27 protein-coding genes and 1 other RNA gene are annotated in these 23,998 nt (G+C 65.4%); 13 read left to right on the plus strand and 15 right to left on the minus strand.

Translation table 11 applies throughout. The annotated features are described in order from the left end of the window. Window positions 1-150 precede the first annotated feature (150 nt). Window positions 151-2,064, minus strand: coding sequence for an amidophosphoribosyltransferase (locus tag BLU29_RS01965; RefSeq protein WP_091054901.1), 1,914 nt, complete (start codon window positions 2,062-2,064; stop codon window positions 151-153). Then, a complete protein-coding gene (locus BLU29_RS17795) occupies window positions 2,061-2,327 on the minus strand; it encodes a hypothetical protein (RefSeq protein WP_157693559.1) in 267 nt (88 codons plus the stop codon). The genes BLU29_RS01965 and BLU29_RS17795 overlap by 4 nt, the downstream gene beginning before the upstream one ends. Window positions 2,328-2,575: 248 nt before the next feature. Here BLU29_RS17795 and purL point away from each other — a divergent pair, with 248 nt between their 5' ends. From purL to BLU29_RS02000, 7 genes are all read left to right on the plus strand, one after another. Beyond that, window positions 2,576-6,673, plus strand: coding sequence for a phosphoribosylformylglycinamidine synthase (gene purL, locus BLU29_RS01970; protein ID WP_091054902.1), 4,098 nt, complete (start codon window positions 2,576-2,578; stop codon window positions 6,671-6,673). Next, entirely contained in the window at window positions 6,670-7,134 is a 465-nt protein-coding gene (locus BLU29_RS01975) for a response regulator (RefSeq protein WP_091054903.1), read from the plus strand. Before purL ends, BLU29_RS01975 begins: the two co-directional genes overlap by 4 nt. 90 nt (window positions 7,135-7,224) lie before the next feature. After that, window positions 7,225-7,440 (plus strand): hypothetical protein, encoded by a 216-nt coding sequence (locus tag BLU29_RS01980; protein ID WP_091054904.1) that lies wholly within the window; start codon window positions 7,225-7,227, stop codon window positions 7,438-7,440. A 60-nt stretch (window positions 7,441-7,500) separates the two neighbouring features. Next, entirely contained in the window at window positions 7,501-7,719 is a 219-nt protein-coding gene (locus BLU29_RS01985) for an addiction module protein (protein ID WP_172830189.1), read from the plus strand. After that, a complete protein-coding gene (locus BLU29_RS01990; RefSeq protein WP_091054906.1) occupies window positions 7,716-8,006 on the plus strand; it encodes a hypothetical protein in 291 nt (96 codons plus the stop codon). The genes BLU29_RS01985 and BLU29_RS01990 overlap by 4 nt, the downstream gene beginning before the upstream one ends. 4 nt (window positions 8,007-8,010) lie before the next feature. Next, window positions 8,011-8,856 carry an NIPSNAP family protein gene (locus tag BLU29_RS01995; RefSeq protein ID WP_091054907.1) on the plus strand — a complete coding sequence of 282 codons (846 nt, stop codon included), beginning with the start codon at window positions 8,011-8,013 and terminating at the stop codon, window positions 8,854-8,856. A 199-nt stretch (window positions 8,857-9,055) separates the two neighbouring features. Further along, on the plus strand, window positions 9,056-9,688 hold the full coding sequence (locus tag BLU29_RS02000) for a LysE family translocator (RefSeq protein WP_091054908.1): 633 nt from the start codon (window positions 9,056-9,058) through the stop codon (window positions 9,686-9,688). A 13-nt stretch (window positions 9,689-9,701) separates the two neighbouring features. On the opposite strand, the gene BLU29_RS02005 is transcribed toward BLU29_RS02000, so the two are convergent. The 4 genes from BLU29_RS02005 to infA form a co-directional block, all read right to left on the minus strand. Beyond that, window positions 9,702-10,535 carry a purine-nucleoside phosphorylase gene (locus BLU29_RS02005; RefSeq protein WP_091054909.1) on the minus strand — a complete coding sequence of 278 codons (834 nt, stop codon included), beginning with the start codon at window positions 10,533-10,535 and terminating at the stop codon, window positions 9,702-9,704. A gap of 49 nt (window positions 10,536-10,584) precedes the next feature. Then, window positions 10,585-11,526 (minus strand): ThuA domain-containing protein, encoded by a 942-nt coding sequence (locus tag BLU29_RS02010; RefSeq protein WP_091054910.1) that lies wholly within the window; start codon window positions 11,524-11,526, stop codon window positions 10,585-10,587. A gap of 84 nt (window positions 11,527-11,610) precedes the next feature. Next, window positions 11,611-12,570, minus strand: coding sequence for a site-specific tyrosine recombinase XerD (xerD, locus tag BLU29_RS02015; protein WP_091054911.1), 960 nt, complete (start codon window positions 12,568-12,570; stop codon window positions 11,611-11,613). An 87-nt stretch (window positions 12,571-12,657) separates the two neighbouring features. After that, window positions 12,658-12,921 carry a translation initiation factor IF-1 gene (gene infA, locus BLU29_RS02020; RefSeq protein WP_091054912.1) on the minus strand — a complete coding sequence of 88 codons (264 nt, stop codon included), beginning with the start codon at window positions 12,919-12,921 and terminating at the stop codon, window positions 12,658-12,660. A gap of 105 nt (window positions 12,922-13,026) precedes the next feature. Here infA and BLU29_RS02025 point away from each other — a divergent pair, with 105 nt between their 5' ends. From BLU29_RS02025 to BLU29_RS17800, 3 genes are all read left to right on the plus strand, one after another. After that, a complete protein-coding gene (locus BLU29_RS02025; RefSeq protein WP_091054913.1) occupies window positions 13,027-13,545 on the plus strand; it encodes a nucleoside deaminase in 519 nt (172 codons plus the stop codon). Between the two features lie 144 nt (window positions 13,546-13,689). Then, complete coding sequence (locus tag BLU29_RS02030) at window positions 13,690-14,319, plus strand: Fe-Mn family superoxide dismutase (RefSeq protein WP_091054914.1); 630 nt, start codon at window positions 13,690-13,692, stop codon at window positions 14,317-14,319. A 112-nt stretch (window positions 14,320-14,431) separates the two neighbouring features. Continuing rightward, window positions 14,432-14,905, plus strand: coding sequence for a transposase (locus tag BLU29_RS17800; protein ID WP_157693560.1), 474 nt, complete (start codon window positions 14,432-14,434; stop codon window positions 14,903-14,905). 75 nt (window positions 14,906-14,980) lie between these two features. Here BLU29_RS17800 and BLU29_RS02040 read toward each other — a convergent pair whose 3' ends face one another. Next, window positions 14,981-16,012, minus strand: a complete 1,032-nt coding sequence (locus tag BLU29_RS02040; RefSeq protein ID WP_091054916.1) for a glutamine synthetase beta-grasp domain-containing protein — start codon at window positions 16,010-16,012, stop codon at window positions 14,981-14,983. 314 nt (window positions 16,013-16,326) lie between these two features. Between BLU29_RS02040 and BLU29_RS02045 the strand changes: the two genes are divergently transcribed. Both BLU29_RS02045 and BLU29_RS02050 read left to right on the plus strand, forming a co-directional pair. Beyond that, the gene (locus tag BLU29_RS02045) at window positions 16,327-17,532 is read left to right on the plus strand and encodes a protein phosphatase 2C domain-containing protein (protein ID WP_231962293.1); all 1,206 of its coding nucleotides are present in this window, start codon (window positions 16,327-16,329) and stop codon (window positions 17,530-17,532) included. Further along, on the plus strand, window positions 17,529-17,897 hold the full coding sequence (locus tag BLU29_RS02050) for a gamma-glutamylcyclotransferase family protein (protein WP_091054917.1): 369 nt from the start codon (window positions 17,529-17,531) through the stop codon (window positions 17,895-17,897). Before BLU29_RS02045 ends, BLU29_RS02050 begins: the two co-directional genes overlap by 4 nt. Window positions 17,898-17,923: 26 nt before the next feature. Here BLU29_RS02050 and BLU29_RS02055 read toward each other — a convergent pair whose 3' ends face one another. The 4 genes from BLU29_RS02055 to BLU29_RS02070 form a co-directional block, all read right to left on the minus strand. Beyond that, window positions 17,924-18,103: a hypothetical protein gene (locus tag BLU29_RS02055; RefSeq protein ID WP_091054918.1), complete on the minus strand. Its 180-nt coding sequence runs from the start codon at window positions 18,101-18,103 to the stop codon at window positions 17,924-17,926. 170 nt (window positions 18,104-18,273) lie between these two features. Then, entirely contained in the window at window positions 18,274-19,416 is a 1,143-nt protein-coding gene (gene dnaX, locus BLU29_RS02060) for a DNA polymerase III subunit gamma/tau (RefSeq protein ID WP_091054919.1), read from the minus strand. Between the two features lie 286 nt (window positions 19,417-19,702). Further along, window positions 19,703-19,936 (minus strand): hypothetical protein, encoded by a 234-nt coding sequence (locus BLU29_RS02065; protein WP_091054920.1) that lies wholly within the window; start codon window positions 19,934-19,936, stop codon window positions 19,703-19,705. Between the two features lie 33 nt (window positions 19,937-19,969). Further along, entirely contained in the window at window positions 19,970-21,277 is a 1,308-nt protein-coding gene (locus BLU29_RS02070; RefSeq protein ID WP_091054921.1) for an MFS transporter, read from the minus strand. A 124-nt stretch (window positions 21,278-21,401) separates the two neighbouring features. Here BLU29_RS02070 and BLU29_RS02075 point away from each other — a divergent pair, with 124 nt between their 5' ends. Beyond that, window positions 21,402-22,259 carry a fumarylacetoacetate hydrolase family protein gene (locus BLU29_RS02075; RefSeq protein WP_091054922.1) on the plus strand — a complete coding sequence of 286 codons (858 nt, stop codon included), beginning with the start codon at window positions 21,402-21,404 and terminating at the stop codon, window positions 22,257-22,259. A gap of 76 nt (window positions 22,260-22,335) precedes the next feature. Here the strand turns inward: BLU29_RS02075 and ffs are convergent. The 4 genes from ffs to BLU29_RS02095 form a co-directional block, all read right to left on the minus strand. Continuing rightward, an RNA gene (gene ffs / locus BLU29_RS02080) (signal recognition particle sRNA small type) lies at window positions 22,336-22,434 on the minus strand. Between the two features lie 82 nt (window positions 22,435-22,516). Then, window positions 22,517-22,984, minus strand: coding sequence for a hypothetical protein (locus BLU29_RS02085; RefSeq protein ID WP_091054923.1), 468 nt, complete (start codon window positions 22,982-22,984; stop codon window positions 22,517-22,519). Then, a complete protein-coding gene (locus tag BLU29_RS02090; protein ID WP_091054924.1) occupies window positions 22,984-23,280 on the minus strand; it encodes a hypothetical protein in 297 nt (98 codons plus the stop codon). Before BLU29_RS02090 ends, BLU29_RS02085 begins: the two co-directional genes overlap by 1 nt. Continuing rightward, entirely contained in the window at window positions 23,277-23,864 is a 588-nt protein-coding gene (locus BLU29_RS02095; RefSeq protein WP_091054925.1) for an RNA polymerase sigma factor, read from the minus strand. The genes BLU29_RS02090 and BLU29_RS02095 overlap by 4 nt, the downstream gene beginning before the upstream one ends. Between the last annotated feature and the right edge of the window lie 134 nt (window positions 23,865-23,998).

Raw genomic sequence — 23,998 nt, forward strand, 5'->3', positions numbered from 1 at the left:
GCGGATACACCAGGATTGTCATCCTGAACGAAGTGAAGGATCCAGCAGGATTCCCGCGAGCGCATACCCTGCTGGATTCTTCGCTACGCTCAGAATGACAGGTATCGGAGATATGTTTTCTATCCGCGTTCATCGGCGTAATCCGCGGGGTTAATAGCTCCGGCCTTCCGCCTTCTCGAAGTAATTCACGTAGGCCTGGTTCACGACGCGGTAGCCACCGGGCGTCGGGTATTTGCCGGTGAAATACCAGTCGCCGGTGTGGTGGGGCAGCGCATTGTGCAGGTTCTCGATCGACTGGAAAATGATCTCGATCCCACCCTTCCAGCCGTTGGGCTTCGGCGAGACCAGCTGCGTGATGCGCTGCGAAATCTCCTCGGCGGTGAACGGCTCGTAGATCTTGCGCACATGGTTGACCGGCTCGGGCCCCGGGTTCTTCAGCTCTTCGCGGCAGAGGCAGTAGACCTCCTCGATGAGCGCACTCTGCCCGCGTTCCTTGAGCAGGGCGATGGCCGCCTCGAAGGCGATGAACTTGCCGATCTCCGACATGTCGATGCCGTAGCAGTCGGGATAGCGGATCTGCGGCGCCGTCGAGGCGATGATGATCTTCTTCGGGTTGAGCCGCTTCAGGATACGCAGGATCGAGCGGCGCAGCGTCGTGCCGCGCACGATCGAGTCGTCGACGCAGACGAGGCTGTCCGCCGGCTGCACGACGCCGTAGGTGACGTCGTAGACGTGCGAAGCGAGGTTGTTGCGGGACTTCTCCTGGCTGATGAAGGTCCGCATCTTGACGTCCTTCGTGACGAGTTTCTCGCCCCGCGGCCAGTTGTTGAGGATCAGGTCGTCCACCAGCGCCTCGTCGATTTTGCCGGCGCGGGCGGCGTCGAGCAGGGTCTGCTTGACCTCGGCGCGACGGCGGAAGCGCAACTCGCTCATCAGGCCGAAGTAGGCCACCTCGGCGGTGTTGGGGATGAAGCTGAAGACGGAGTTGGCCAGATCGCCTCCGATGGACTTCCAGATCTGGCCGGCCAGGCCGGCCCCGAGGGCCTTGCGCTCGCGGTAGATGTCGGCGTCGTTGCCGCGCGAAAAATAGATGCGCTCGAAGGCGCACTGCGTCTTCGGCAGCGCGGGCTTGATGCGTTCGGTGGCCACGCGGCCGCCCTTCTTCATGATCACGGCGCAGCCGGGCTCGACCTCGCGGACCTCGGTGGCGTCGAGGCCGAACACCGTGCAAAGCGGCGCGCGCTCGGAGGCGAAGGCCACGACCTCGTCGTTCTCGAACCAGTGGCAGGGGCGGATGCCCGACGGGTCGCGCGCGACGAAGGCGTCGCCGTTGCCCAACACGCCGACGAGCGAGTAGCCGCCGTCCCAGTTGGCCGAGGCCGTGCGGAGCACACGGGCGGGGTCGATCTCCTCGTTGATGCGGCGGGAGATCTCGGCGCCGGGCAGGCTTTCGCCGCGCAGGGCGCGGTAGAGGCGCTCGTGCTCGTCATCGAGGCAGAAGCCGATCCGCTCGAGGATGGCCTGGGTGTCGGTGGCGAAGATGGGGTGCTGGCCGATGGCGATGAGGCTGTCGTTGAGCTCGCCGGTGTTGGTCAGGTTGAAGTTGCCCGCGAGCATCAGGTTGCGGGTCGGCCACGAGCTGCGGCGGAAGAACGGGTGGCAGGCGCTCAGGTTGTAGCCGCCGGAGGTGCCGTAGCGCAGGTGGCCGAGGTAGAGCTCGCCGCAGAAATCGAACTTCTTCTTCGCCGTGTCGGGGAATTCCGGGTGGATGGCACCGTCGCCGACCAGCCCGTTGTAGCGGGTCAAGAGGGCCTGGAAGATCTTGTCGAGCGGGTTGGTGTCGACGTTGCGCTCGCGAAACATGTAGGGCTCGCCAGCCGGGACGTCGAACTTCACGCAGGCTACGCCCGCGCCGTCCTGGCCGCGGTTGTGCTGCTTCTCCATCAGCAGGAACAGCTGGTGGAAGCCCCAGAGCGGCGTGCCGTATTTCTCCTGGTAGTAGGCCAGCGGCTTTTTCAGCCGGACCAGGGCAATGCCGCATTCGTGGGTGAGAAACTCGCTCATGCCTGCTTCCTCCAATCGCCGCTCACCGTTGCGGCCTTCCTGTTGCTGGCTGCTGTCAGCCCGGGATCAGTCGCGCAGCCTTCGCTGCGGCTGAGCTGGCTGCCCGGTGTTTGTCCGTGGTTCTCGCGAAGCGAAACCTCGGCAAACACACTACGCCCGGCCGATGATTTGGTGGTGGGCGATGGGTGATTCTGGCGAGTCACGGCATTAAAGATGTTTAATGGGCCCAGCTCCCCGGATTCGTCAACGGCTTTCTCCATCATACCCCGACCCCAAGGCATTTTTTAGCCGCAAAAAGTCGCAAAAAACCCGGGGCGCATGCAGCGCACAAGGCGCCGATAGGTGCTCGGAACAGTATCGTCTGCACCACTAAACGCTTTTTGCGCCTTTTTGCGGTCATAATGTCTGCTTGCATCGCGTTCATCCGTGTCATCCCCGGGTTAATTCCTGCGGTCTTTCCCTTCGCCTTCTTGACGCGCCGGGCTGGTTTGCGAGTATCCCCATTCAGACCATGCTGATCCTCCGCGGCTCACCTGCCCTCTCCTCCTTCCGCCTCGCGAAGCTCCTCCAAGACCTCACCTCGGCCGGTATCCCCGCGGTCGCCCTCGCCGCCGAGTTTGTGCACGTCGTGGACCTGGCCCGCGAGCTGACCGCGGCCGAGCGCAGCCTCCTGGACAAGCTGCTCACCTATGGCCCGACCCGCGAGGTCGCCCGTCTCCACGGCGTCGTGCAGATTGTCGCCCCGCGCCCCGGCACGATCTCCCCCTGGGCTTCCAAGGCCACCGACATCGCGCACATCTGCGGGCTGGACGCCATCAAGCGCATCGAGCGCGTCATCGCCTACACGGTGGATGTCGGCGGCACCGCCCTGCCCTTCCCCCTCACCAGTCTCGATTCCGGCCAGCTGCACGTCCTCGGGGCGCGGCTCCACGACCGCATGACCCAGGTTGTCTTCGGCGACCTGGCCGCCTGCGAGCTGCTGTTCGAACACGAACCGGCCCGCCAGCTGAAGACCCTGCCGGTGCACCAGCTCGGCCGCGCCGCCCTGGTCAGCGCCAACCTCGACCTCGGCCTGGCCCTCGCAGAGGACGAGATCGACTACCTGCTCGCAGCGTTCACCCGGCTCGGGCGCGACCCGAGCGACGTCGAGCTGATGATGTTCGCGCAGGCCAACTCCGAGCATTGCCGCCACAAGATCTTCAATGCCACCTGGGAAATCGACGGCGCGGCCATGCCCAAGTCGCTGTTCCAGATGATCAAGAATACCTACGAGCTGCACCACGAAGGCATTCTCTCCGCCTACAAGGACAACGCCGCCGTCCTCACCGGCACCCGCGGCGGCCGTTTCTACTCCGACCCGCGCACCCACGAATACGCCGCGCACGACGAGGACATCCACCTGCTCTGCAAGGTCGAGACGCACAACCACCCGACCGCCATCTCGCCCTACCCCGGCGCCGCCACCGGCTCAGGCGGCGAGATCCGCGACGAAGGTGCCACGGGCCGCGGGGCCAAGCCCAAGGTCGGCCTCGTCGGCTTCACCGTCTCCAACCTTCGCCTGCCCGGCGCCGTGCAGCCCTGGGAAAAGGATCACGGCAAACCCAACCGCATCGTCTCCGCCCTCGACATCATGCTCGAGGGCCCGCTCGGCGGCGCCGCGTTCAACAACGAGTTCGGCCGCCCCGCCATCAACGGCTACTTCCGCACCTTCGAGGCCGAGGTCCCCTCGGCGGTTCCGGACCCTCAGGTTTCAGGTTTCAGGTCTCAGGTTTCCTCGACGGAGTTGAGAGGCTACCACAAGCCCATCATGCTCGCCGGCGGCCTCGGCAACATCAAGGGCGAGCACGTCCAGAAAGGCCGGATCAACCCCGGCGACCGCCTCATCGTCCTCGGCGGGCCGGCCATGCTCATCGGCCTCGGCGGCGGCGCGGCCAGCTCCATGGCCAGCGGCCACGGCAGCGAGGACCTCGATTTCGCCAGCGTCCAGCGCGATAACGCGGAAATGGAACGCCGCTGCCAGGAGGTCATCGACCGCTGCTGGGCGCTCGGTCCGGACAATCCCATTTCCTTCATCCACGACGTCGGCGCCGGCGGCGTCTCCAACGCCCTGCCCGAACTCGTCAACGACGGCGGCCGCGGCGGCAGGTTCGACCTGCGCTCGCTGCCCAACGACGAGCCGAGCATGTCCCCGCTGGAGATTTGGTGCAACGAGTCGCAGGAGCGCTACGTCCTTGCCGTCCCGATGGACCGCCTCGCCCTGTTCAAGGAGCTCTGCGAGCGCGAGCGAGCGCCGTTCGCCATCGTCGGCGAGGCCACCGAGGAGAAGAAGCTCGTCGTCAAGGATCCCCAGTCCGCCACCACCCCCATCGACATGCCGCTCGAGGTCCTGCTCGGCAAACCGCCGCGCATGCACCGCAAGGAAACCTCCCTGTCGCGCCCGCAATACCCGCTCGACCTGCGCAGCGTCACGATCCTCGAGGCGGCCCGGCGCGTGCTCTCGCACCCGGCCGTGGCCGACAAGACCTTCCTCATCGCCATCGGCGACCGCTCGCTGGGCGGCCTGATCGCCCGCGACCAGATGGTCGGCCCGTGGCAGGTGCCCGTCGCCGACTGCGCCGTCACCGCCGCGAGCTACGACGTCTACACCGGCGAGGCCATGGCCATGGGCGAGCGCACTCCGGTCGCCATCAACAACGCCGCGGCCTCCGCCCGCCTCGCCGTCGGCGAGGCGCTCACGAATCTCGCGTCCGCCCAGATCGGCGACCTCGGCAAGGTTAACCTCTCGGCCAACTGGATGGCCGCGCCCGCCGTCCCGGGCGACGCCGCCGACCTTTACGCGGCCGTGCAGGCCGTGGGCCTGGAACTCTGCCCTGCGCTCGGTATCACCATCCCGGTTGGCAAGGACTCGATGAGCATGTCCACCGTTTGGCACGACGGCCCGGACCAGAAGCGCATTACCGCCCCGATCTCGCTCATCGTCTCGGCCTTCGCGTCTGTCGCCGATATCCGCCTCACGCTGACCCCGCAGCTGAAATACGATCCAATTGCACAGGAGGCAACGGAGCAAACGGAGAAATCCCAAGACCTTGGCTCCTCCTCTGTTTCCTCAGTTACCTCCTGTGAAATTTCCGGACCTATTGGGGATACGGTCCTCTTGTTGATTGATTTGGGTCGCTCCAAGAACCGCCTCGGCGGATCGATCCTGGCACAAACCGTCTCCCAGATGGGCCAGGCCACGCCCGACGTGGACAATCCCGCCGACCTGAAGAATTTCTGGAAGGTCATCCAGCAGCTCGGCCGTGCCGGCAAAATTCTCGCCTACCACGACCGCTCCGACGGCGGCCTGCTGGCCACAGTCACCGAGATGGCCTTCGCCGGCCACACCGGCGTGGACATCGAGATTCCGCACCTGCACGACCCGTTCGCCGCCCTCTTCAACGAGGAGCTCGGCGCCGTCATCCAGATCCGCGAGGCGGACTTCGACGATGTCTACCTGGCCCTGCGCGAGAACGGCCTCAAGGCCTGCGTCTCCCGCCTCGGCACGCTGAATTCCCATTACGCTCTCCGTGTGAAGCAGTCGGGCAAGGAGCTGTTCAACGAGAGCCTCGTCACGATGCGTGGCTGGTGGTCCGACGTCACCCACCGCATCGCCCGCATGCGCGACAACCCGGGCGCCGCCGACCAGGAGCATGCGCTCCGACTCGACAAGACCGACCCGGGCATGACCCCGAAGATCACGTTCGCCTACGGCAAGGATCAAGTAGCAAGTAACAAGTCCCAAGGATCGGACTCGTCCCTTGGCACTTCCCACTTGTCACTTGTCACTTCGAAAAATCGCCCCTCCGTGGCGATTTTGAGAGAGCAGGGCGTCAACGGCGAGGTGGAGATGGCGGCGGCGTTCACCCGTGCCGGCTTCAAGGCCGTGGACGTCCACATGACCGACATCCTCAGCGGCCGGGTCAGCCTGAAGGATTTCCGCGGCGTCGCGGCCTGCGGCGGCTTCAGCTACGGCGACGTGCTCGGCGCCGGCGAGGGCTGGGCGAAGAGCGCCCTCTTCAACGACCGCGCCCGGACGGAGTTCAAGGCCTTCTTCGCCCGCGAGGACGCCTTCGGCCTCGGGGTGTGCAACGGCTGCCAGATGATGAGCAACCTGAAGTCCATCATCCCCGGCGCCGACCTCTGGCCGCGCTTCGTGCAGAACCAGTCCGAACGCTACGAGGGCCGCTCCGTCTGCGTGAAGCTCGAGCAGAGCCCCAGCCTGTTCTTCTCGGGCATGGAAGGCTCCGTCATTCCCATCGCCGTCGCCCACGGCGAAGGCTATGCCGAGTTCAAGGACGCCCACGCTGCGCAGGTCTTCAGCAACTCCGGCCTCGTCGCCGCCCGCTTCGTCGATAACCGCCACAACGTCACGGAGCACTACCCGCTCAATCCCAACGGCTCCCCCTTCGGCATGACGGCCCTGACGACGACCACCGGCCGCGTCACGATCATCATGCCCCACCCCGAACGCGTCCACCGCTCGGCTTGTATGAGTTGGGCTCCGGCTGATTGGCCGGAAGATAGTCCTTGGATGCAAATGTTCTACAATGCACGCACCTGGGTGGGGTGACCCTTTCAGCGCTGCCCTGCCTGATTTTTGCCAGCGCCGCGAAGGAACTGGGCGCCCTGTTCTCATTTTATCCACTGATGCGCCCCACCATTCTCACCGTTGATGATTCGAAGGCCCTGCGCCTGCTGGTGGGAGATGCTCTTGGTAAATTCGACTGTGAGACAAATGAAGCCGCCAACGGCTTCAACGCCTTCTTCGCCATTGAGCGGGCCCGGCCGGATCTCATCCTTCTCGACATCAGCATGCCAGTCATGAACGGGGTGGAAATGCTCAGCCGGTTGAAAGCCAGCCCCGAGCTTCAAACGATCCCGGTGCTCATGCTCACCTCGCCCGCCGACCATGCCGTTATTCCGCAACTCGCTTCCCTCGGGGCGAGCGACACCTTGATGAAGCCATTCAATGCGGCCGCTCTCATCGACAAGATCGGCCGCATCCTCGAGTTAAAGCCGCGCGGGCCATAGGATGCCGCCCTGTCCGGCGGGCGAGGACGCCCCATGGGAAAAGCCAAATAACCGGCGACCTCGGCTGGCAACGGCTGTCCTTACACCCGCATGAATGATCCCAAATTTCAGCCGGACGGCGGCGGCGCTGCCGGTTCCCAACATCCCCCGCACGGCCCGCGCTGGAAGCGGATGCACCACAGCCCGTTCTTCTGGGTGGCGGCGGTCTTCATCATGGCCGCCATGGTCACCTATATCATGACGGGCAACCTGTCCTTCTGGCCCGGCCGGGAACCGCAGCAGCCCGTTCCGGCGCTGGCGCCATAGTAACCCGGGCTTGCCCACCGGAGAGGTTTGGCTAGCGTGCTGTTCAGCGGGCCAACTCCCATGAACGCATCTCTCCCCCTTGATCGCATGACCACAGCCGAGAAACTGAGCGCCATGGAAGCGCTGTGGCAGGACCTGAGCCGGAATGCCGAAAAGTTCGAATCGCCGGCCTGGCACGGCGATGTTCTCCGCCAGCGCGAGCAACGCGTCGAAGAAGGCAAGGAAACCTACATAGACTGGGAAGCGGCCAAAAAAGAACTGCGCAAACCGCAGCGGTGAAAGTCGAAATCCTCCCGTCCGCCATCGCGGATCTGGCCTTGGGGTTTGCCTTCTATGAGAAGCAACAACCCGGACTCGGCGACTACTTCCTCGACTCGCTCTTCGCCGACATCGACTCACTCGTCCACCACGCCGGCATTCACCGCCAAGTCTTCGGTTCCCATCGCCTGCTGGTCAGGACTTTCCCTTTTGCAATCTACTACTCCGTCGATAACGAACTGGCCCGCGTAAAAGCCGTTCTCGACTGCCGCCGCGATCCCCATTGGATCAAAACCAAACCCGAATAACCCCATGAATCTACCCCGCCGTGATTTCCTGAAAGGCACTCTCGCCGCCACCGCTACTGCCGCGTTCGCGACGCGACTCTCCGCCGAGACACCCAAGTCCCCCGGCCGCGAATACTACGAGCTGCGCTGCTACCGCCTGAAGGCCGACACCCGGCTCAAGGCCGACGCCAACCCCACCCTGCTCGATGCCTACCTGGAGGGCGCGTTGTTGCCCGCACTGGACAAGCTGGGCGTCAAGAACACCGGCGTCTTCACCGAGCTCGACATCAACAAGGACACCGCCACCTCCACGCCGAAGCCCGGCTCGCCCGTCTGGGTGCTGATTCCGCATGCCACGCTCGACTCCTTTGTGCAGGTCAGCGCCACGCTGAACGCCGACCCGGCGGTCCAGGCGGCCGGTGCCGCCTACCTGCAGGCGCCCAAGGCGGCCCCCGCCTTCGAGCGTATCGATTCGTGGCTGCTGCTGGCCTTCGCCGGCATGCCCCGGCTCGAGTTGCCCGCCTTCTCCCGCGACCGCGTGCCGACCCGGGTCTTTGAGATGCGCGACTACGAAAGCCACAGCGAGCTGAAGGCCCTGAGCAAGATGACCATGTTCAACGACGGCGAGATTCCCCTGATGAAGGACCTCGGCATGAACCCGGTGTTCTACGGCCAGGCGCTGGCCGGCCCCGACCTGCCGCACCTGCGCTACATCACGAGCGGTCCTGACCTCGCCACCCATCTCGTCGGCTGGAAAAAATTCGGTTCCGATCCGCGCTGGACCAGCATGAAGAACGACCCGCGCTACGCCGACAACACCTCGCGGAACACGTCCCGTTTCCTCGCGCCCAAGCCGTATTCGCAGATTTGAGCCCGAGTCAGGCAGCTTGAGGGTGGAGCGGGTTGACCCCAACACGCTGGTTTGCGAGCGAACATCCTGAAGCGCGTTGGGGTCAGCGCACCAGCTTTCGCGGTCCGCCGCAGCCGCCCGGGCAAAATCCGCGGCGCTGTGCCGGTTGGGCCCGACTCCGCGTTTGCCCGACGCGGCAAAACCCCGCTTCGTTCCGGGCGTGATTCCACTCCACGACTGGCTCCTCTTCGCCGCCGCCGCGCTGGGCATGGTGCTGTCGCCCGGCCCCAACATGATGTATCTGCTCTCACGCTCCATCTGCCAGGGGCGCAAGGCGGGGTTCATCTCCCTGCTGGGCGTGGTGACCGCCTTCCTGCTCCATCTCTTTTGCGCGTCGGTCGGCCTGACGGCGGTCTTTGTGGCCGTGCCCTTCGCCTACTCCGCGCTCAAATACGCCGGCGCCGCCTACCTGCTCTGGCTGGCCTGGCAGGCGTTGAAGCCGGGCGGCACTTCCCCCTTCGCCCCGCGCCAGCTCGAACCCGACCCGCCCGCCAAGCTTTTCCGCATGGGCTTCCTCACGAATGCGCTGAATCCCAAGGCCGCGATGCTCTATCTGTCGATCCTGCCGCAGTTCGTTCATCCGGAAAACGGCCACGTGTTCCTGCAAAGCCTGCTGCTCGGGGTGACGCAGATGATCATCAGCTTCACGGTAAATTTTGGCATCGTGCTGACCGCCGGCACGGTCGCCGCCTTTTTTGCCACGCGGCCGCGGTGGCTGCGCACGCAACGCTGGCTCATGGGCGGCGTGCTCGGCACGCTGGCCGTCCGCCTCGCACTCGAGGACCGGCGCTAAGGCCGACGACCGTTCAGAGCACCTTCACGGCGGCCAAGACCAGCCGTTCGAACGCCCCGGCCCCCTTGGCGGCGTTCTCCAGGGTGTGAGCGTGCGAGAGTTTTTCATCGGAAAGGCCCGCGCCCATGTTGGTGATGCAGGACACGCCGACGACCTTCATGCCGCAATGGCGGGCGATGAGGCAGTCGGGCACGCTCGACATGCCCACGGCGTCGCCGCCCCACCCTTGCGCCATGCGGATCTCCGCCGGGGTCTCGAACGACGGCCCGCGGAACGCCACATAGACGCCCTCGTGCAGCGTGATGCCGTTCTGCCGGGCGACGGCCTTCACCTTCGCGCCGAGCTCCTTGTCCCACGCGTCAGCCACGGGGAAGAAGCGCGGGCCAAAGCTGTCGTCGTTCGGGCCGACCAGCGGGTTGAGACCGAGGAAGTTGATATGGTCGGTGATCAGCATGAGTTCGCTGACCTTGATGGGGGCGCGCAGGCTGCCGGCGGCGTTGGAGAGGAAGAGCGTCTCGACCCCGGCGGCCTTCATGGCGCGGATCATCGTCTTCAGCGGATAGGCGTCGCCGGTCTCGTAGAAATGCTTGCGGCCGTTCAGCACGATCACCGGCACGTCGTTCAGTTTGCCGATGATCAGCTGGCCGGCGTGGCCCGCGACCGTCAGCACCGGGAAGCCCGGGAGATCCTTGTAGGCCAGGATCACCGGCGCTTCCACCTGCTTGGCCAGCCCGCCCAGGCCGGAGCCCAGGATGATGGCGATCTTCGGCTTCAGGTTGCCAAGCGCGGCGGTGATCTTGGCCGCGGCCTGGCGGACGTTCTCGATGTGGAGCTGGACTTCGTTCATGGCGCGAACCTAGCAGTCCGACCCGCCCAGACAAGCCCGGGCCCGAGACTTATTTTCCCGCAGGCGCGGGTGCCGGCGGCACGTAGACCGGCAGCCGGTTGGCGCCGGGCGCGGCGGTGGCGAGATTCGGCGTCACGTCGGCGTCCACGCGGCCCAGCGCCCAGTTGAGCGCACCGGTGAGCACGGCTTGGAAGACCGGGCCGGTCCAGATGTCCTCGCGGTGGCCCAGGTTGGTGTAGAATACGCGGCCCTTGCCGTGCATCCGGACCCAGGTCGAAGGATAGGGCGGGCGCTGGTATTCGTCGCCCGTCATGCCCGCCGTCTCCTGGACGAGCAGGACGTGCAGGTCGGGCGCGAAGTTTTTCAGCGAATACCACTCCTCCAACGGAGCATAGCCGGCGGGCACCGCCGCCATGCCGGGAAACTTCGGGTCGGCCACCGTGAGCTTCGACACCTGCTGCTTGCCGTGGCGGATGAATTCGCCGCCGAGCATCTTCACGAAATCGTCGGCCGCGGCGCCGTCGTCGAGGAAGCGTTCGGGCACGTGGTCGTTGCGGCCGGCGCTATGGAAGGTGTCCGTGGCGCTGTGCACGCCGAGAAACCCCTTGCCGCCGGCCACGGCTGCAAGGAGCGCCGCCTTGCCCGCCGGGGTCATGGGCGGCAGACCGTCGCCCCGCGGATCGCTTTTGGGCACGGTGAGGTCGCCGGTCGTGTAGAAAAGGAAGGCGTCGAACTGCGCGAGGTATTCCGGCGTAAAGCGCCAGCCATCCTTGGAGAAGATGAACTCGATGTTGTTCTTCCGACCGAGCTCGTCGAGGACCGGGAATGCATAGCCGGGGCGGCCGTCCTTCAGGACGGACTTGATGGCCTCGTGCTCGAAGCCGGATGATTTGGAGAAGACCAGGACCCGCTTCCGAGCCGGCGTGGTGTCAGCGGCGGAGGCAGACAGCGCCAAGGCCGCCAGGATGAGGCACAGGAATCGTGGTAACATGGCCGGAATATAGCCCACCCGATCGCCCGCTGCCAAGACCGGAGCGCGACCAATCCGGTTATGCCGTTCAATGCTCCGGACCGGCTATTTGCCCTTCAGTTTGTTGCGCGGGTGATGCTTGGCGTGCTGGTCCAGCAGGCGCGACGATTCCACGGCCGTGTAAATCTGTGTGGTGCCGATGCTCGCGTGGCCGAGCATCTCCTGGATGGCGCGGAGGTCCGCCCCGCCGCCCAGCAGGTGCGTGGCGAAGGAATGGCGCAACAAGTGGGGCTTCACGCTTTTCTCGATTCCCGCCCGCGCCGCAGCTGTCTTGACCATGACCCAGAGGGTTTTCCGGGACATTGCCTTGCCCCGCTCGGTGATGAAGAGCTCGCTGCCGGTGCGCAGCTTCACCAGGCGCGGGCGGGCGGAGCCGAGGTAGATCTGCACGGCGTCACGGGCCTTGTCGCCCAGCGGCACGACGCGTTCCTTGGAGCCCTTGCCGAAGACCCGGACAAAGCCGTGCTCGAGATCCACCTGCTGCAATGTAAGCCCGCAGATTTCGCTCGCGCGCAGGCCACTCGAGTAAACCAGCTCCAGCATCGCCCGGTCGCGAATGGCGTAGGCATCGGCGCCGGTCGGGCCGGCGAGGAGCTTTTGTATTTCGCCGGTCGAGAGGGTCTGCGGCAGCTTGCGGCGGATCTTCGGACCGGCGAGCAGCAGCGTCGGGTTGTCGTCGCAGATCCGTTCCGTGACAAGGTGCCGGTAAAGCATGCGGATCGCCGTGAGCTTGCGCGCCTGACTGGGCGCCGCGAGTCCCTGGTCGCTGAGCGCGTGCAACCACGCGGTGAGGTGCTTCGTGGTCACCTTGCGCCAGTTCGCCGCGCCCTGCTTCTTCAGGGCCAATGCGGCCTGGACTAAATCGCGGCAATAGGCCTCCGCGGTGTTGCCCGACAACCCGCGCTCAAGGGAAAGATTGCTCAGATAGGACTCGATCCCGTCACGAAAATCCAAAGGCGCCAGCTCGATGAGTTTTCCTATCTTATCAACGCGCCCTTTTTTCATATCGGCAGAACGCTGCAACTGTAGGAGCTTGCTTGCAAGCGACCGCTCGAGATCGCCTGTAAACAGGCTCCTACCACAAAAACCGCGTCAGTAGCGGCGCGGCCGGCGCGGGCCCGGCGGCGGGGCGTTCTGCTCGCGGATGCGGTAGGTGATGCGCGCCTTGTCGAGGTCGTAGGGACTCATCTCCATCTTCACCATGTCGCCGGCGGCGATCTTGATGAAATGCTTGCGGAGCTTGCCCGAGATGTGCGCCAGCACGGTGTGGCCGTTGGTCAGTTGCACCCGGAACATCGTGCCGGGGAGCACCGTGGTGATCCTGCCTTCAACTTCGATCGCTTTGCCGTCAGACATGGTTGGAGGAGGAGGGCTGGCTGGTTTGGGTCATGCAGGAAGGGCTGATAAAAGCCCCTTGTAACTGGGGAAATCACTCCGTAGTCAAGGCTTTCCGCGACCGCCATGGATTCCCCGCGCGCCACCCTTCCCTGCCCGTTTGAAAAGGTCTTCCCGTCGCAACTGCAGCGGGACGACGACTTTTACATGTGGCTGGCCTACAATCAGGCCATCGAAGCGTGGAAGCAGGACGAGGTGCCGATCGGCGCCGTGATCGAGCTGGGCGGCGAAATCATCGCGGCCGCTCACAACCAGCGCGACAGCAGCAAGGATCCCACGGCGCATGCCGAGATCCTCGCGCTCGGCCAGGCGGCCAAGGCCATCGGCGACTGGCGGCTCAACGAGGCCACGCTCTACGTCACCAAGGAGCCCTGTCCGATGTGTTCCGGCGCCACGCTGATGTCGCGCGTGAAGCGCGTCGTCTACGCCGTGCCCGACCCGAAGATGGGCTGCCTCGGTGGCGCCACCGACCTCAACGCCCTGCCCCAGGTCAACCACCACCTGGTTCTCACCCGCGGCGTGCTGGAAAAACCCTGCCTCGAGCTGCTCCGCGCCTACTTCCAACTGAAACGGCGCGAGGACTGAATTGGAGGGCCGGTCTCCTGACCGGCCGCGGTCGGCCGGGAGGCCGACCCTCCAGACGATCCCGTCACACAATGACATGACAGGCAGTTGACGCGGCGGAGCACCCATGCAACCTTAGCGCCTCTCATCCAACCCACCACGATCATGGCATACGAACTTCCCAAACTGCCCTACGCCCCCAACGCCCTCGAGCCCCACATCGATGCGAAGACGATGGAGATCCATCACGGCAAGCATCACCAGGCCTACATCACCAACGCCAACAACCTGCTCAAGGATCACGCGGCCCTCGCCGCGCTCGACGTCAACGCCCTGATCGCCGACCTGTCCAAGGTGCCCGAGGCCATCCGCGGCGGCGTGCGCAACAACGCCGGCGGCCACAGCAACCACTCCTTCTTCTGGACCATCATGGGCCCGGGCAAGGGCGGCGCCCCCAAGGGCAAGCTCGCCGCGGCGATCGACGCCGAGCTCGGCGGCTTCGCCAAGTTCAAGGAAGACTTCGCCAAGGCCGGCGCCACGCGCTTCGGCTCCGGCTGGGCCTGGCTCACCGTCAACGGCGGCAAGCTCGCCGTCGGCTCGACCGCCAACCAGGACAGCCCGCTCATGGGCAAGGCCGTCGCCGGCATCGAAGGCAAGCCCATCCTCGGCCTCGACGTCTGGGAGCACGCCTACTACCTCAACTACCAGAACCGCCGCCCGGACTACATCACGGCCTTCTGGAACGTGATCGACTGGGACGCCGCCGAGAAGAACTACCTCGCCGCGCTGAAGTAAGCGATCTGCCGTCCACGCTCGAAGCCGCGCCGCGAGGCGCGGCTTTTTTGTGCGCCTTGAACAAGGCGCTTCGGAAGGTGGAACCCGGCCTCCGGACGGGTTAAAAAACGTGATGCCCAGCTATCCTGGCCGCCTCGCCCATCAAACTCCCGCCTGGGTAGAGACTGGTGCGACTTATCATATCCGCATCAGCGTGGACCTAGGTCAAACTCTGCCCCTCACCGATCCCAAGATAGGCTCCGCTTTGCTCGATTCCGTTCGATTTTATCATGAGCGTTGCCGCTGGAACTGCCGCCTGTTCCTGCTGATGCCCGATCATCTTCACGCGCTCCTGACCTTCCCTTACGATAAGGACATGGGCACGATCATCGCCGCTTGGAAAGGATATCAAGCCAAGCACCTGGGCATTCACTGGCAGGGAAATTATTTCGACCATCGGATACGCCGCCGGGATGAGCTAGAGGAGAAGGCAGCTTATCTCCGGCTGAATCCGGTCCGGAAGAATCTGTGCACGCACGATGAAGTGTGGCCTTGGATGCTTGAGTGTGCTCCTGAAAACCCGTCCGGAGGCCGGGTTCCACCTTAAGGCTCAACACCGCACAAAAAAAGCCGCCCGGCACCTTGCGGGGCCGGGCGGCTGGAAGTGGCACGAGGCGCAGGCTTACGTGGTCGGGACGGTCTGGATCGTCTTGAGGATCCGGCCGGCGACCAGATACGGGTCGGCCGCCGAGTTCGGCCGGCGATCCTCGAGGTAGCCCTTGTAGCCGGCGTTGATGAAGCTGTGCGGGACGCGGACCGACGCGCCGCGGTCGGCCACCCCGTAGCTGAACTTGTCGATCGACTGCGTCTCGTGCAGGCCGGTGAGCCGGAGGTGGTTCTCCGGCCCGTAAACGGCGATGTGCTCGTCGCGATACTGGTTGAAGGCCGCCATCAGCTTCTCGAAGTATTCCTTGCCGCCGGTCTCGCGCATATACTTGGTCGAGAAGTTGGAGTGCATGCCCGAGCCGTTCCAGTCCAGCGGCTGCTGGAAGGGGGCCAGGATCGGCTTGCAGCGCCACTCGATGTCCACGCCGTAGCTTTCACCCAGGCGGGCGAGGATGTAGCGGGCGACCCACATCTGGTCGGCGGCGTTCTTGGAGCCCTTGCCGAAGATCTGGAACTCCCACTGGCCCTTCGCCACCTCGGCGTTGATGCCCTCGATATTAATGCCGGCATCAAGGCAGATATCGATGTGCTTCTCGACGATCTCGCGGGCGATGTTGCCGACGTTCTTGTAGCCGACGCCGGTGTAATACGGGCCCTGCGGTCCGGGGAACCCGCCGACGGGGAAGCCGAGCGGCGCGCCGTCCTTCCAGAAGAAATACTCCTGCTCGAAGCCGAACCAGGTGTCCGGGTCATCCGGGATCGTGGCGCGGGAGTTCGAGGGGCTGGCCACCCCGGTGTGCTGGAAGCACTCGCACATCACCAGCACCCCGTTCTTGCGCGTGCTGTCCGGGAAGGACGCCACCGGCTTGAGCACGATGTCCGAGCTCTTGCCTTCGGCCTGCTGCGTCGAACTGCCGTCGAAGCCCCAGACGGGCAGCTCGGACAGCTTCGGCAAGCTGGCAAATTCCTTGATCTGCGTCTTGCTCCGCAGGCTCGCCAGCGGCGTGTAGCCGTCCAGCCAGATGTATTCCAGTTTGTATTTAGCCATGGTTTTTTTCGGGTGGTTTGTTGGGGTTTGAAGCATCAGCCGGCGAAAATGCTCGCCGGCTCATGCCCCACAAAACTGGATGCCCAAATCAGCACCTCATATGCCAGAAGCAACGAGATTTTCCTCACATGACTCGGCTTTTACAAGTGACTGGCCTTGACGCGGCTATCGGTCCGGCGCAGCGCGCTCTTGCCACCTGCGGTGGGGCCTGAATCGTCCGTGATGCCTCACCTGTAGGTCGGGGTTTATCCCCGACACCCCGTGATGTCGGGCGTAAAGCCCGACCTACAACATATCGGGCACCCTTACCACCCATGCACGAGGTCAAGAACACGCAGCGCGCCCTGGTTCGCATCGGTTACGACGGTCTGGTCCACAAGACCTTCCGCGGCCCGCAGGCTTACGCCCGGTTCGAGAACGAGGTGCGCGTCCTCCGGCACTTGGAGCAGCGGGGCTGCGGCTTTGTCCCGCGCCTGATCGAGGCGGACGAGCCCGGCCTCAAGATCATCACGACCAACTGCGGCTCGCGCGTCGAGCAGGTCAACCCGGAACGCCTCAAGGAGCTGTTCGCCGAGCTGGAGACCTTTGGCGTGCGTCATGACGATCCCGAGATCCGCAACATCACCTATCGACCGACCGACGGACGGTTCTGCATCATCGATTTCGAGTTCGCCGCTATCCTCGACGAAACTCCCGGCGGCGCCCGCCCGTCCGCCCCTACGTTGCGCTGGTCCGGCCTGACCCACCGGGGCCACGTCCGCACGAACAACGAGGACACGTTTCTCGCCCTTGAATTCGACGGCCGGGAGGTGCGCTATCTCGGCAAGACCGGCGAAGCCTCGTCGCTCCGCACCGATTTCGCGTTCGCCGTCAGCGACGGCATGGGCGGCGCCAACTCCGGCGAGTTCGCCAGCCGCATCACGAAGGACAAGATCACCCATCTCCTGCCCAAGGGCTTCCGCCTCGCCGTCCCGGGCCTGTCGAGCGGCTACGACGCCACCCTGCGCGAGCTGTTCGGCGCCATCCACTACGACCTGCTGAAGCTCGGCCAGTCCTACGAAGAGTGCCGCGGGATGGGCACCACGCTCAGCCTCGCCTGGTTCACCCCGGGCTGGATCTACTTCGGCCACATCGGCGACAGCCGCATCTACCACCTGCCGCCGGGCGGCGGTATTCACCAGCTGACGAACGACCACGGCCATGTCGGCTGGCTGCGCCGCAACGGCCGCATCAACGAGCGCGAGGCCCGCGAGCATCCGATGCGCAACCTGCTCAATCAGGCGCTCGGAGCCGAGCACCAGTTCATCGACCCGCAGTTCGGCGCCCTGCCCTGCGCGCCGGGCGACCGCTACCTGCTCTGCTCCGACGGCCTCACCGAGGGCCTGTGGGATCGCCAGCTCAACGAGATCGTCCGCGCCGCCTCGGACCTGCCGGTGGCCCAGCGGCTCATCGACACCGCGCTCGCCAATGCCGGCCGGGACAACATCACCGCCTTGGTCGTCGAGGCGCTGGCCCCATGACCACCGTTTTTCTTTACGGCACCCTGAAGCGCGGCGGCTCCAACCATGCCTTCGTCGCCCATCAGCGTTTCCTCGGGACGGCCCGCACCGTGCCGGGCTTCACGCTCTATTCGCTCGGCGACTATCCGGGCATGGTCCGCGCGCCGGGCGACACCGCCGGGGTGACCGGCGAACTCTGGGTGGTGGATGACACCTGCCTGGCCGAGTTGGACAAACTCGAGGGCCTCGACGAGGGACTCTACGGGCGGATTGACGTCGTCCTTGCCCCCAACCCGCTCGCGAGCTCGGCCCAGACCTACCTCTATGCCCGGGCGCACGACGGCCTGTCACCGCTCGGCGACCACTGGCCGGTCGGTAATTTGTAACGTAATACGTTACAAATTACCGGGCACTACTTGAGCGCCGACTGCGGCATGCGCTTCACCGTCACGAAGCGGGCGCGGAACAGTTCCTCCAAAGCCTCGCGCGCCGGCGCCGGAATCCGTTTCACGAGATCCTCCATGGGCGGCAGGTCGCCCTTCTCCTCCGGCGGACTTTCCGTGTGCATCAACGCCGGCGTCACGATGCCCATCTCGCGCTCCTGGGCGAGAAACGCCGCTTCCTCGTCGGACGATGGACCCGCCGGGGCATCCGAAGGCTGCGCCTGTAACGGCGGTCTATGACCGCCGTCATCGTCAGACCGGCGGTCATAGACCGCCGCTACAGATTCCTCCTCCTGCTTCGGCGCCTCAGCCGCCCGCGTCAGTCGTTTTTTTTTGAGCCGTCCTCGGGGAGGCTGTCGGCGAGCGTCGCGATCTCCTTGATCAGCGAGTCGATGGCCCGGGCGCGGCTGGCCTCGACGGCCTTGAGCAACGCCACCTCGAAATTGATCTTCTCCGACAGGCCGTGCTTCACGCCATTCTCGCCCTCGCGCAGGCCGTCGAGCAGGCGGGTAAGCTGTTCGGTCGTCATGGGCGAACCGAGTGCGTCGCTGCTGCCGCCCTTGGCGATGGCCGCGAGCAAGGCGCCACGCACGTTCGCCTGCACGTCGACGAGCAGCCGGTAGAGGTCGCGGCCGTTCTCGTCGCACTCGTCCACGATCTCCACGATCTTCCGGTGGTCGCCGGCGGCGAGCGCGGCGGCGAGCGCGGCAATCTTGTCCGCCGCGACCAAGCCGTAGACATCGAGCACGTCGGCCTCGCCGACCTCGTTGCCGCAGAAGGAAATCATCTGGTCGAAGATGGACTGGGCGTCGCGCATGCCGCCGTCGGCCATGCGGGCGATGCTGCCGAGCGCGGCGTCGCTCACCTTGATCTTCTCGGCGACGGCGATCTTCTTCAGGCGCTGGACGATCAGCTCGGTCGGGATCGGCTTCAGGTCGAAGCGCTGGCAGCGGGAAATGATCGTCGGCAGCACCTTCTGCACCTCGGTGGTGGCGAAGATGAACTTCGCGTGCGCCGGCGGCTCCTCGAGCGTCTTGAGCAGCGCGTTGAACGCGGCCGTCGAGAGCATGTGCACCTCGTCGATGATGTAGACCTTGAACTTGCCCTGCGCCGGGGCGTAGCGGACGGTGTCGCGCAGCTCGCGGACCTGCTCGACGCCGTTGTTCGAGGCGCCGTCGATCTCGATGACATCGAGGCACGAGCCGTCGGCGATGGACTGGGCGATCGGATCCTTCGGGTCGAAGTCAGCCTTCGGGCCACCCGTGACGTTGAGGGCCTTGGCAAAGATGCGGGCCGTGCTGGTCTTGCCCGTGCCGCGCGGGCCAACGAACAGGTAGGCGTGCGCGATGCGGTTGCGGGCGATGGCGTTCTTCAGTGTCCGGACCACGTGGTCCTGCCCGACGACGTCGTCAAACGTCTGGGGGCGCCACTTGCGCGCGATGACTTGGTAGGAACCGGACATGACAGAGGACAGAAATCAGAAGTCAGAGAAACAGAAAAGCGAGCCTGATGTTACTTCTTTCCCGCCAACGCCGTGATGACTGCATCCGCATCATACACGCAGCCGCTCCACGGGCCGCCGCCGGTCTGCTGCAACGCCGCCCACCGTCCGGCAGCGCCGGGTGCGGCGCCAGGTCCGGCCGCGATGTGCGGTGCGCCAGCACTGCCGCACCCTCCCCCCGGGCGTGAACCGGCGGCCACCCTCCCCGACCAGGTCCACCGCACCCTCGAGCCGGCGGCAATCGAGTTCAATCCGGATGATATCGCCGTCCAAGATCTTGCCCAGCGGCCCGCCGGCCCACTTCGGCGGGATTCCAGCCCATGCCGGCGTTCTGGCTCAGCCCGAACAGGTCGCCGCTCGGGCTGTTCCGCAGTTGATCGTCGGTCCGAGGCAGGTTGCCGGCCGCACCGGCGGCGTGCGTCTTGATCGCAAAGATTTCCGGCGATGCGGGGCCCAGCACGTCGCCGTCCGCGACGACCACGCACTGCGGCTTGGGTTTTCCGGAGCGGTCATGTCAGTCCTTCACCTGTTGTTCCAGTGGTGTGACGGGATCGATCATCAGCCAGAAGACCGCGCCCAGCAGGTAGACGGCGGCGGTCACGTGAAAGGCCAGCGTCCAGTTGTTGGTCCGCTGCACGATGTAGCCGATGACGATCGGCGACAGAAAGCCGCCGAGGTTGCCCATCATGTTCATCGCACCGCCGAGTGTGCCGACCCACCGACCGCCGACGTCCATGCAGGTGGTCCACGCCCCCGGGATCGTGAGGTCGTTGCAGAAACTCACCAAGGCGATGACCATCACCGCGACGTAGGGATTGGCGATGAACGTCGATGCCACCAGCAGCACCGCCGCGGCGGCCATGCCGCCCGCCCCCAGCCCGCAGCGCGCCCGCCGGACACCGCCCAGCCACTGGGCGAGCCGGGGCTGAAGCCAGCCCGCGGCCAGCGAGCCGAAACCACCCAGCGCCAGCGGCAGGCCGGCCAGCAGCGCGCTCTGCTTCACGTCGAAGCCGCGCTCCTTCAGCAGGTAGGTTGGAAACCAGGTGATAAAGAAATACCACGCGTAGCTCAGCGCCGCATATTGCCCCCCCAGGCACCACACGGTCCGTGAGCGCAGGAACCGGCTCCACGGCACCGCGTCATGGCCGGTGGTGGAATCCTCGGCGGGGGGAAGCTGCGCGGCCTCGGCGGCGTTAACCGCCGGATGCTCCCGCGGGTTGTCGCGATACCACCAATGGAAGACCACCGCCCAAACGACGCCGAGCAGACCGAAAAGCATGAACGCGGTCCGCCAGTTCATGTAATGCAGGCAGGCATAGACCAGCAACGGCGTGGCGGCTCCGCCCCAGCGCGCGCTCATCCACATGATGCCCTGCACGCGCGAGCGCTCCACCGGCGGCAGCCAGCCGTTGAAAGCCTTGGTCAGGTTGGGGAAACAGCCGGCCTCGCCCGCGCCAAACAGGAAGCGCGTCACCAGAAGCGACGACCAGCTCCACACCCAGCCCGTCGCCGCCGTGAAAAACGACCACCACACCACAATGCGCAGCAGCACCCGGCGCGGGCCGATCCGGTCGCCGAGGTAGCCGCCGGGTATCTCAAAAAGCGCATAGGCCAGCGTGAAGGCCGAGAAGACCCAGCCCATCTGGGAAACGGAAAGCCCCAGGTCGCCCGCGATCTGGGGTGCCGCCTGCGAGATCGCGATGCGATCCACGTAAAGGATGACCGCCAGCAGGACCGCAAACACCACCACCCAGTAGCGGGCGCGCGTGGGCGCGGCGGGCGGCACCGCCAATGCGGCGGACGCTCTGTCGGGGTCGGACATCACCGGAGCTTGGTGGCGGGCGGCGAGTCGCGTCAATAGCACACGGTCAGTTCTAATGTTGCTCCTGATTACTGCGGAAAGTTGTCGCCTTCGCCGGCCCACCGCCAAAATTCGCACCCGCCCCATGAAAGTCTGTCGTTTCAAATCGGGTGGCCCCACTGTCCGCCTCGGACTGGTGACGGACGATGCGCTGGTGCTCGACCTGACGCCCACCGGGCTCACCACCCTGCACGCCGTGCTCGAGGCCGCGGATCCCGTCGCGCTGCTGCAACAAGCGGCCCGCGGGCAACTGCCGCAATTCGCCCTGGGGGAGATCACGCTCTGCGCCCCGGTCGAGCGCCAGGAAGTATGGGCCGCCGGCGTCACCTACCTGCGCAGCAAGACGGCGCGGATGGCGGAGTCGGATTTCAGTGCCACGGCCTATGACCGCGTCTATGCCGCGGCGCGGCCCGAGATCTTCTTCAAGGCCCTCGGGGAGAAGGTCGCCGCGACGGGTGAACCGGTCGGCATCCGGCGCGACGCCCGCTGGAGCGTGCCCGAGCCGGAATTGGCGCTCGTGCTGAACTCCCGCGGCCAAATCGTGGGCTGCACCATCGGCAACGACATGAGTTCGCGTGACATCGAGGGCGAGAACCTGCTCTACCTGCCGCAGGCCAAGGTCTACGACCGCTCCTGCGCCCTCGGCCCGTGGATCACGCTCGGCGTGACCGAAGCCGACGCGCGCGGCTGGACCATTGCCATCGCCATCCAGCGCGATGGACACCTCGTGTTCGCCGGCGAGACCTCGGCCGGGCAGCTGAAACGGAGTTTCGCCGAGCTGGCGGGTCACCTGTGTCGCAGCCAGACCTTCCCGCATGGCGCGATGCTCCTGACGGGCACCGGAGTCGTGCCGCCCGATTCGTTCACGCTGCAGGCCGGGGACATCGTGGAGATCACCATCACCGGCATCGGCCTGCTGCGAAACACGGTGGCGGTGGTCTGAGTGGATTCGGGCGCTACCCGCCTTCGTCCCGGGGGGACTTCGGCGCGGTTTGTTTTCCCGCTGCGCGGGAAAACAAAGTGGCCAGGCACTCCACGGCACTGGTAGGACGTCGTCACCGTTGCTGCCTTCCGGCCCTGGCGGGGTTCACGCGCCTGCCCATGCATGGCGCCTGGCCAAGGCGGAACGTAGGTGGGCCCCCTCCCCCTGCAACCAAAATAAAAAAGGCGCCGTTTCCGGCGCCCATGCGGGAGATCAACTCACTTGCCGGGAGGCTTTTCCGCCCCTTGTTCCTTTTCCCCGTTCTTCTCGGCCGTCGCCCGCTCGGCCGCGCGCCTGGCTTTCTCGGCCTTCTCCCGGGCTTCGCGCGCCTCGCGCAGCTCGCGGTTCATCTGTTCGAACTTGAGGCGCTGTTCGGCCGTGAGTTTCTCGGAGATCTCGCGCTGCATGCCCTCGACGGTCGCCTGGGTTTCCGTCATGGACTGGTTCCGCACCCGGTTCAGCTGCTCCATGTTGCGGCGCACGATCGGGCGGATCTGCTCCTGCTGGTCCGGCGTCAATTCCAGGCGCTCGGCCAGCCGCTTCAGGTGCCGCGGGGCCCACTCCTCGGGCACCGGGCGGTTCAGGATCTTGTTCTTGAAGAAGCGCAGCGTGACAAACCCTCCCGTCACCCCGCCGGCCGCAAAAATGCCGATCAGGACGACGATGACTTTCCAGGGTTTGTTCATCAGGAGATGTCGAGCAGCTCGACGACGGTGTCGGTCGTGCCGGTGGCGTAGATGTCGCTCTGATCAGTCGAGAACTCCGCGAAGTTGAACACGACGGCCGCCACGCTGCAGGCCGCCGCGACGAGCAGGCCGCGGAGGGCGAAGCGTCCGAGCGACAGCCACGGCGCCGGCGGCAGGGCGAAGCCCTGCGCGGCCACGCGGGTGGCGAAGCCATACGGGGCGGCGGTGCCGGCGTCGACGGGCGCCTGCCGGGCGAGGACGATCAATTTCTGCCAGTGGTGGTCGAATCGGTTCATGACTTCTCCTTGCTTTGTAGTTCTTGAAAAAGTTTTTGCAATTTCCGTCTGGCGCGAAAGGCGCGCACCTTGACGAGGGTCTGGTTCCAGCCTGTGAGGGCGCTGATCTCGGCGATGGTCTTTTGCTCGAGGTCGAGCAGCTGGATGACGAGGCGGTCGTCGGGCTTGAGCTGGCCGAGCAGTTTTTGGACGAGTTCGCGGGCGGCGAGCGCGTCGCCGGGCAGAACATCGCGCTCGTCGGTGATCACGTTGTCGAGCACCTCGGCCTCGTTCTCGGACAGGTCGGCCCAGCGGAACTCCGGCCGGCGCTTCTGGGCGCGCAGCTGGTCGATGCACGTCGTGACCGCGATGCGGGAGACCCAGTGCGGGAACGGCACGTGGCCCTGGTATTGTTCAAGGCGCGTGAACATTTTCAGGAAAATGTCCTGCGCGAGGTCTTCCTCGGCGACGCGGCGGGGCAGATGGGAGCGCACGATACGGCTGACCAGCGGGTAGAGATGTTCGACCAGCTGACGGGCCGCGACCTGGTCGCGCCGGCGCACCCGTTCAAGACAACCGACGAGGTCGAACGATTCATCAGCCATGGAGTTGTGCAAAAGTCTGGCACATCCCATGAGACGGTGGGGGCTGATGACCAGTTACCGGGAAATCCCATGACATACCTCGGTGTAAATCACCGTCCGTCAGCAACCAAGCCGATTCTGCATCGCGCAACCGG

The sequence above is a fragment of the Opitutus sp. GAS368 genome (assembly GCF_900104925.1).
In the GTDB taxonomy this organism is placed as follows: Bacteria; Verrucomicrobiota; Verrucomicrobiia; order Opitutales; family Opitutaceae; genus Lacunisphaera.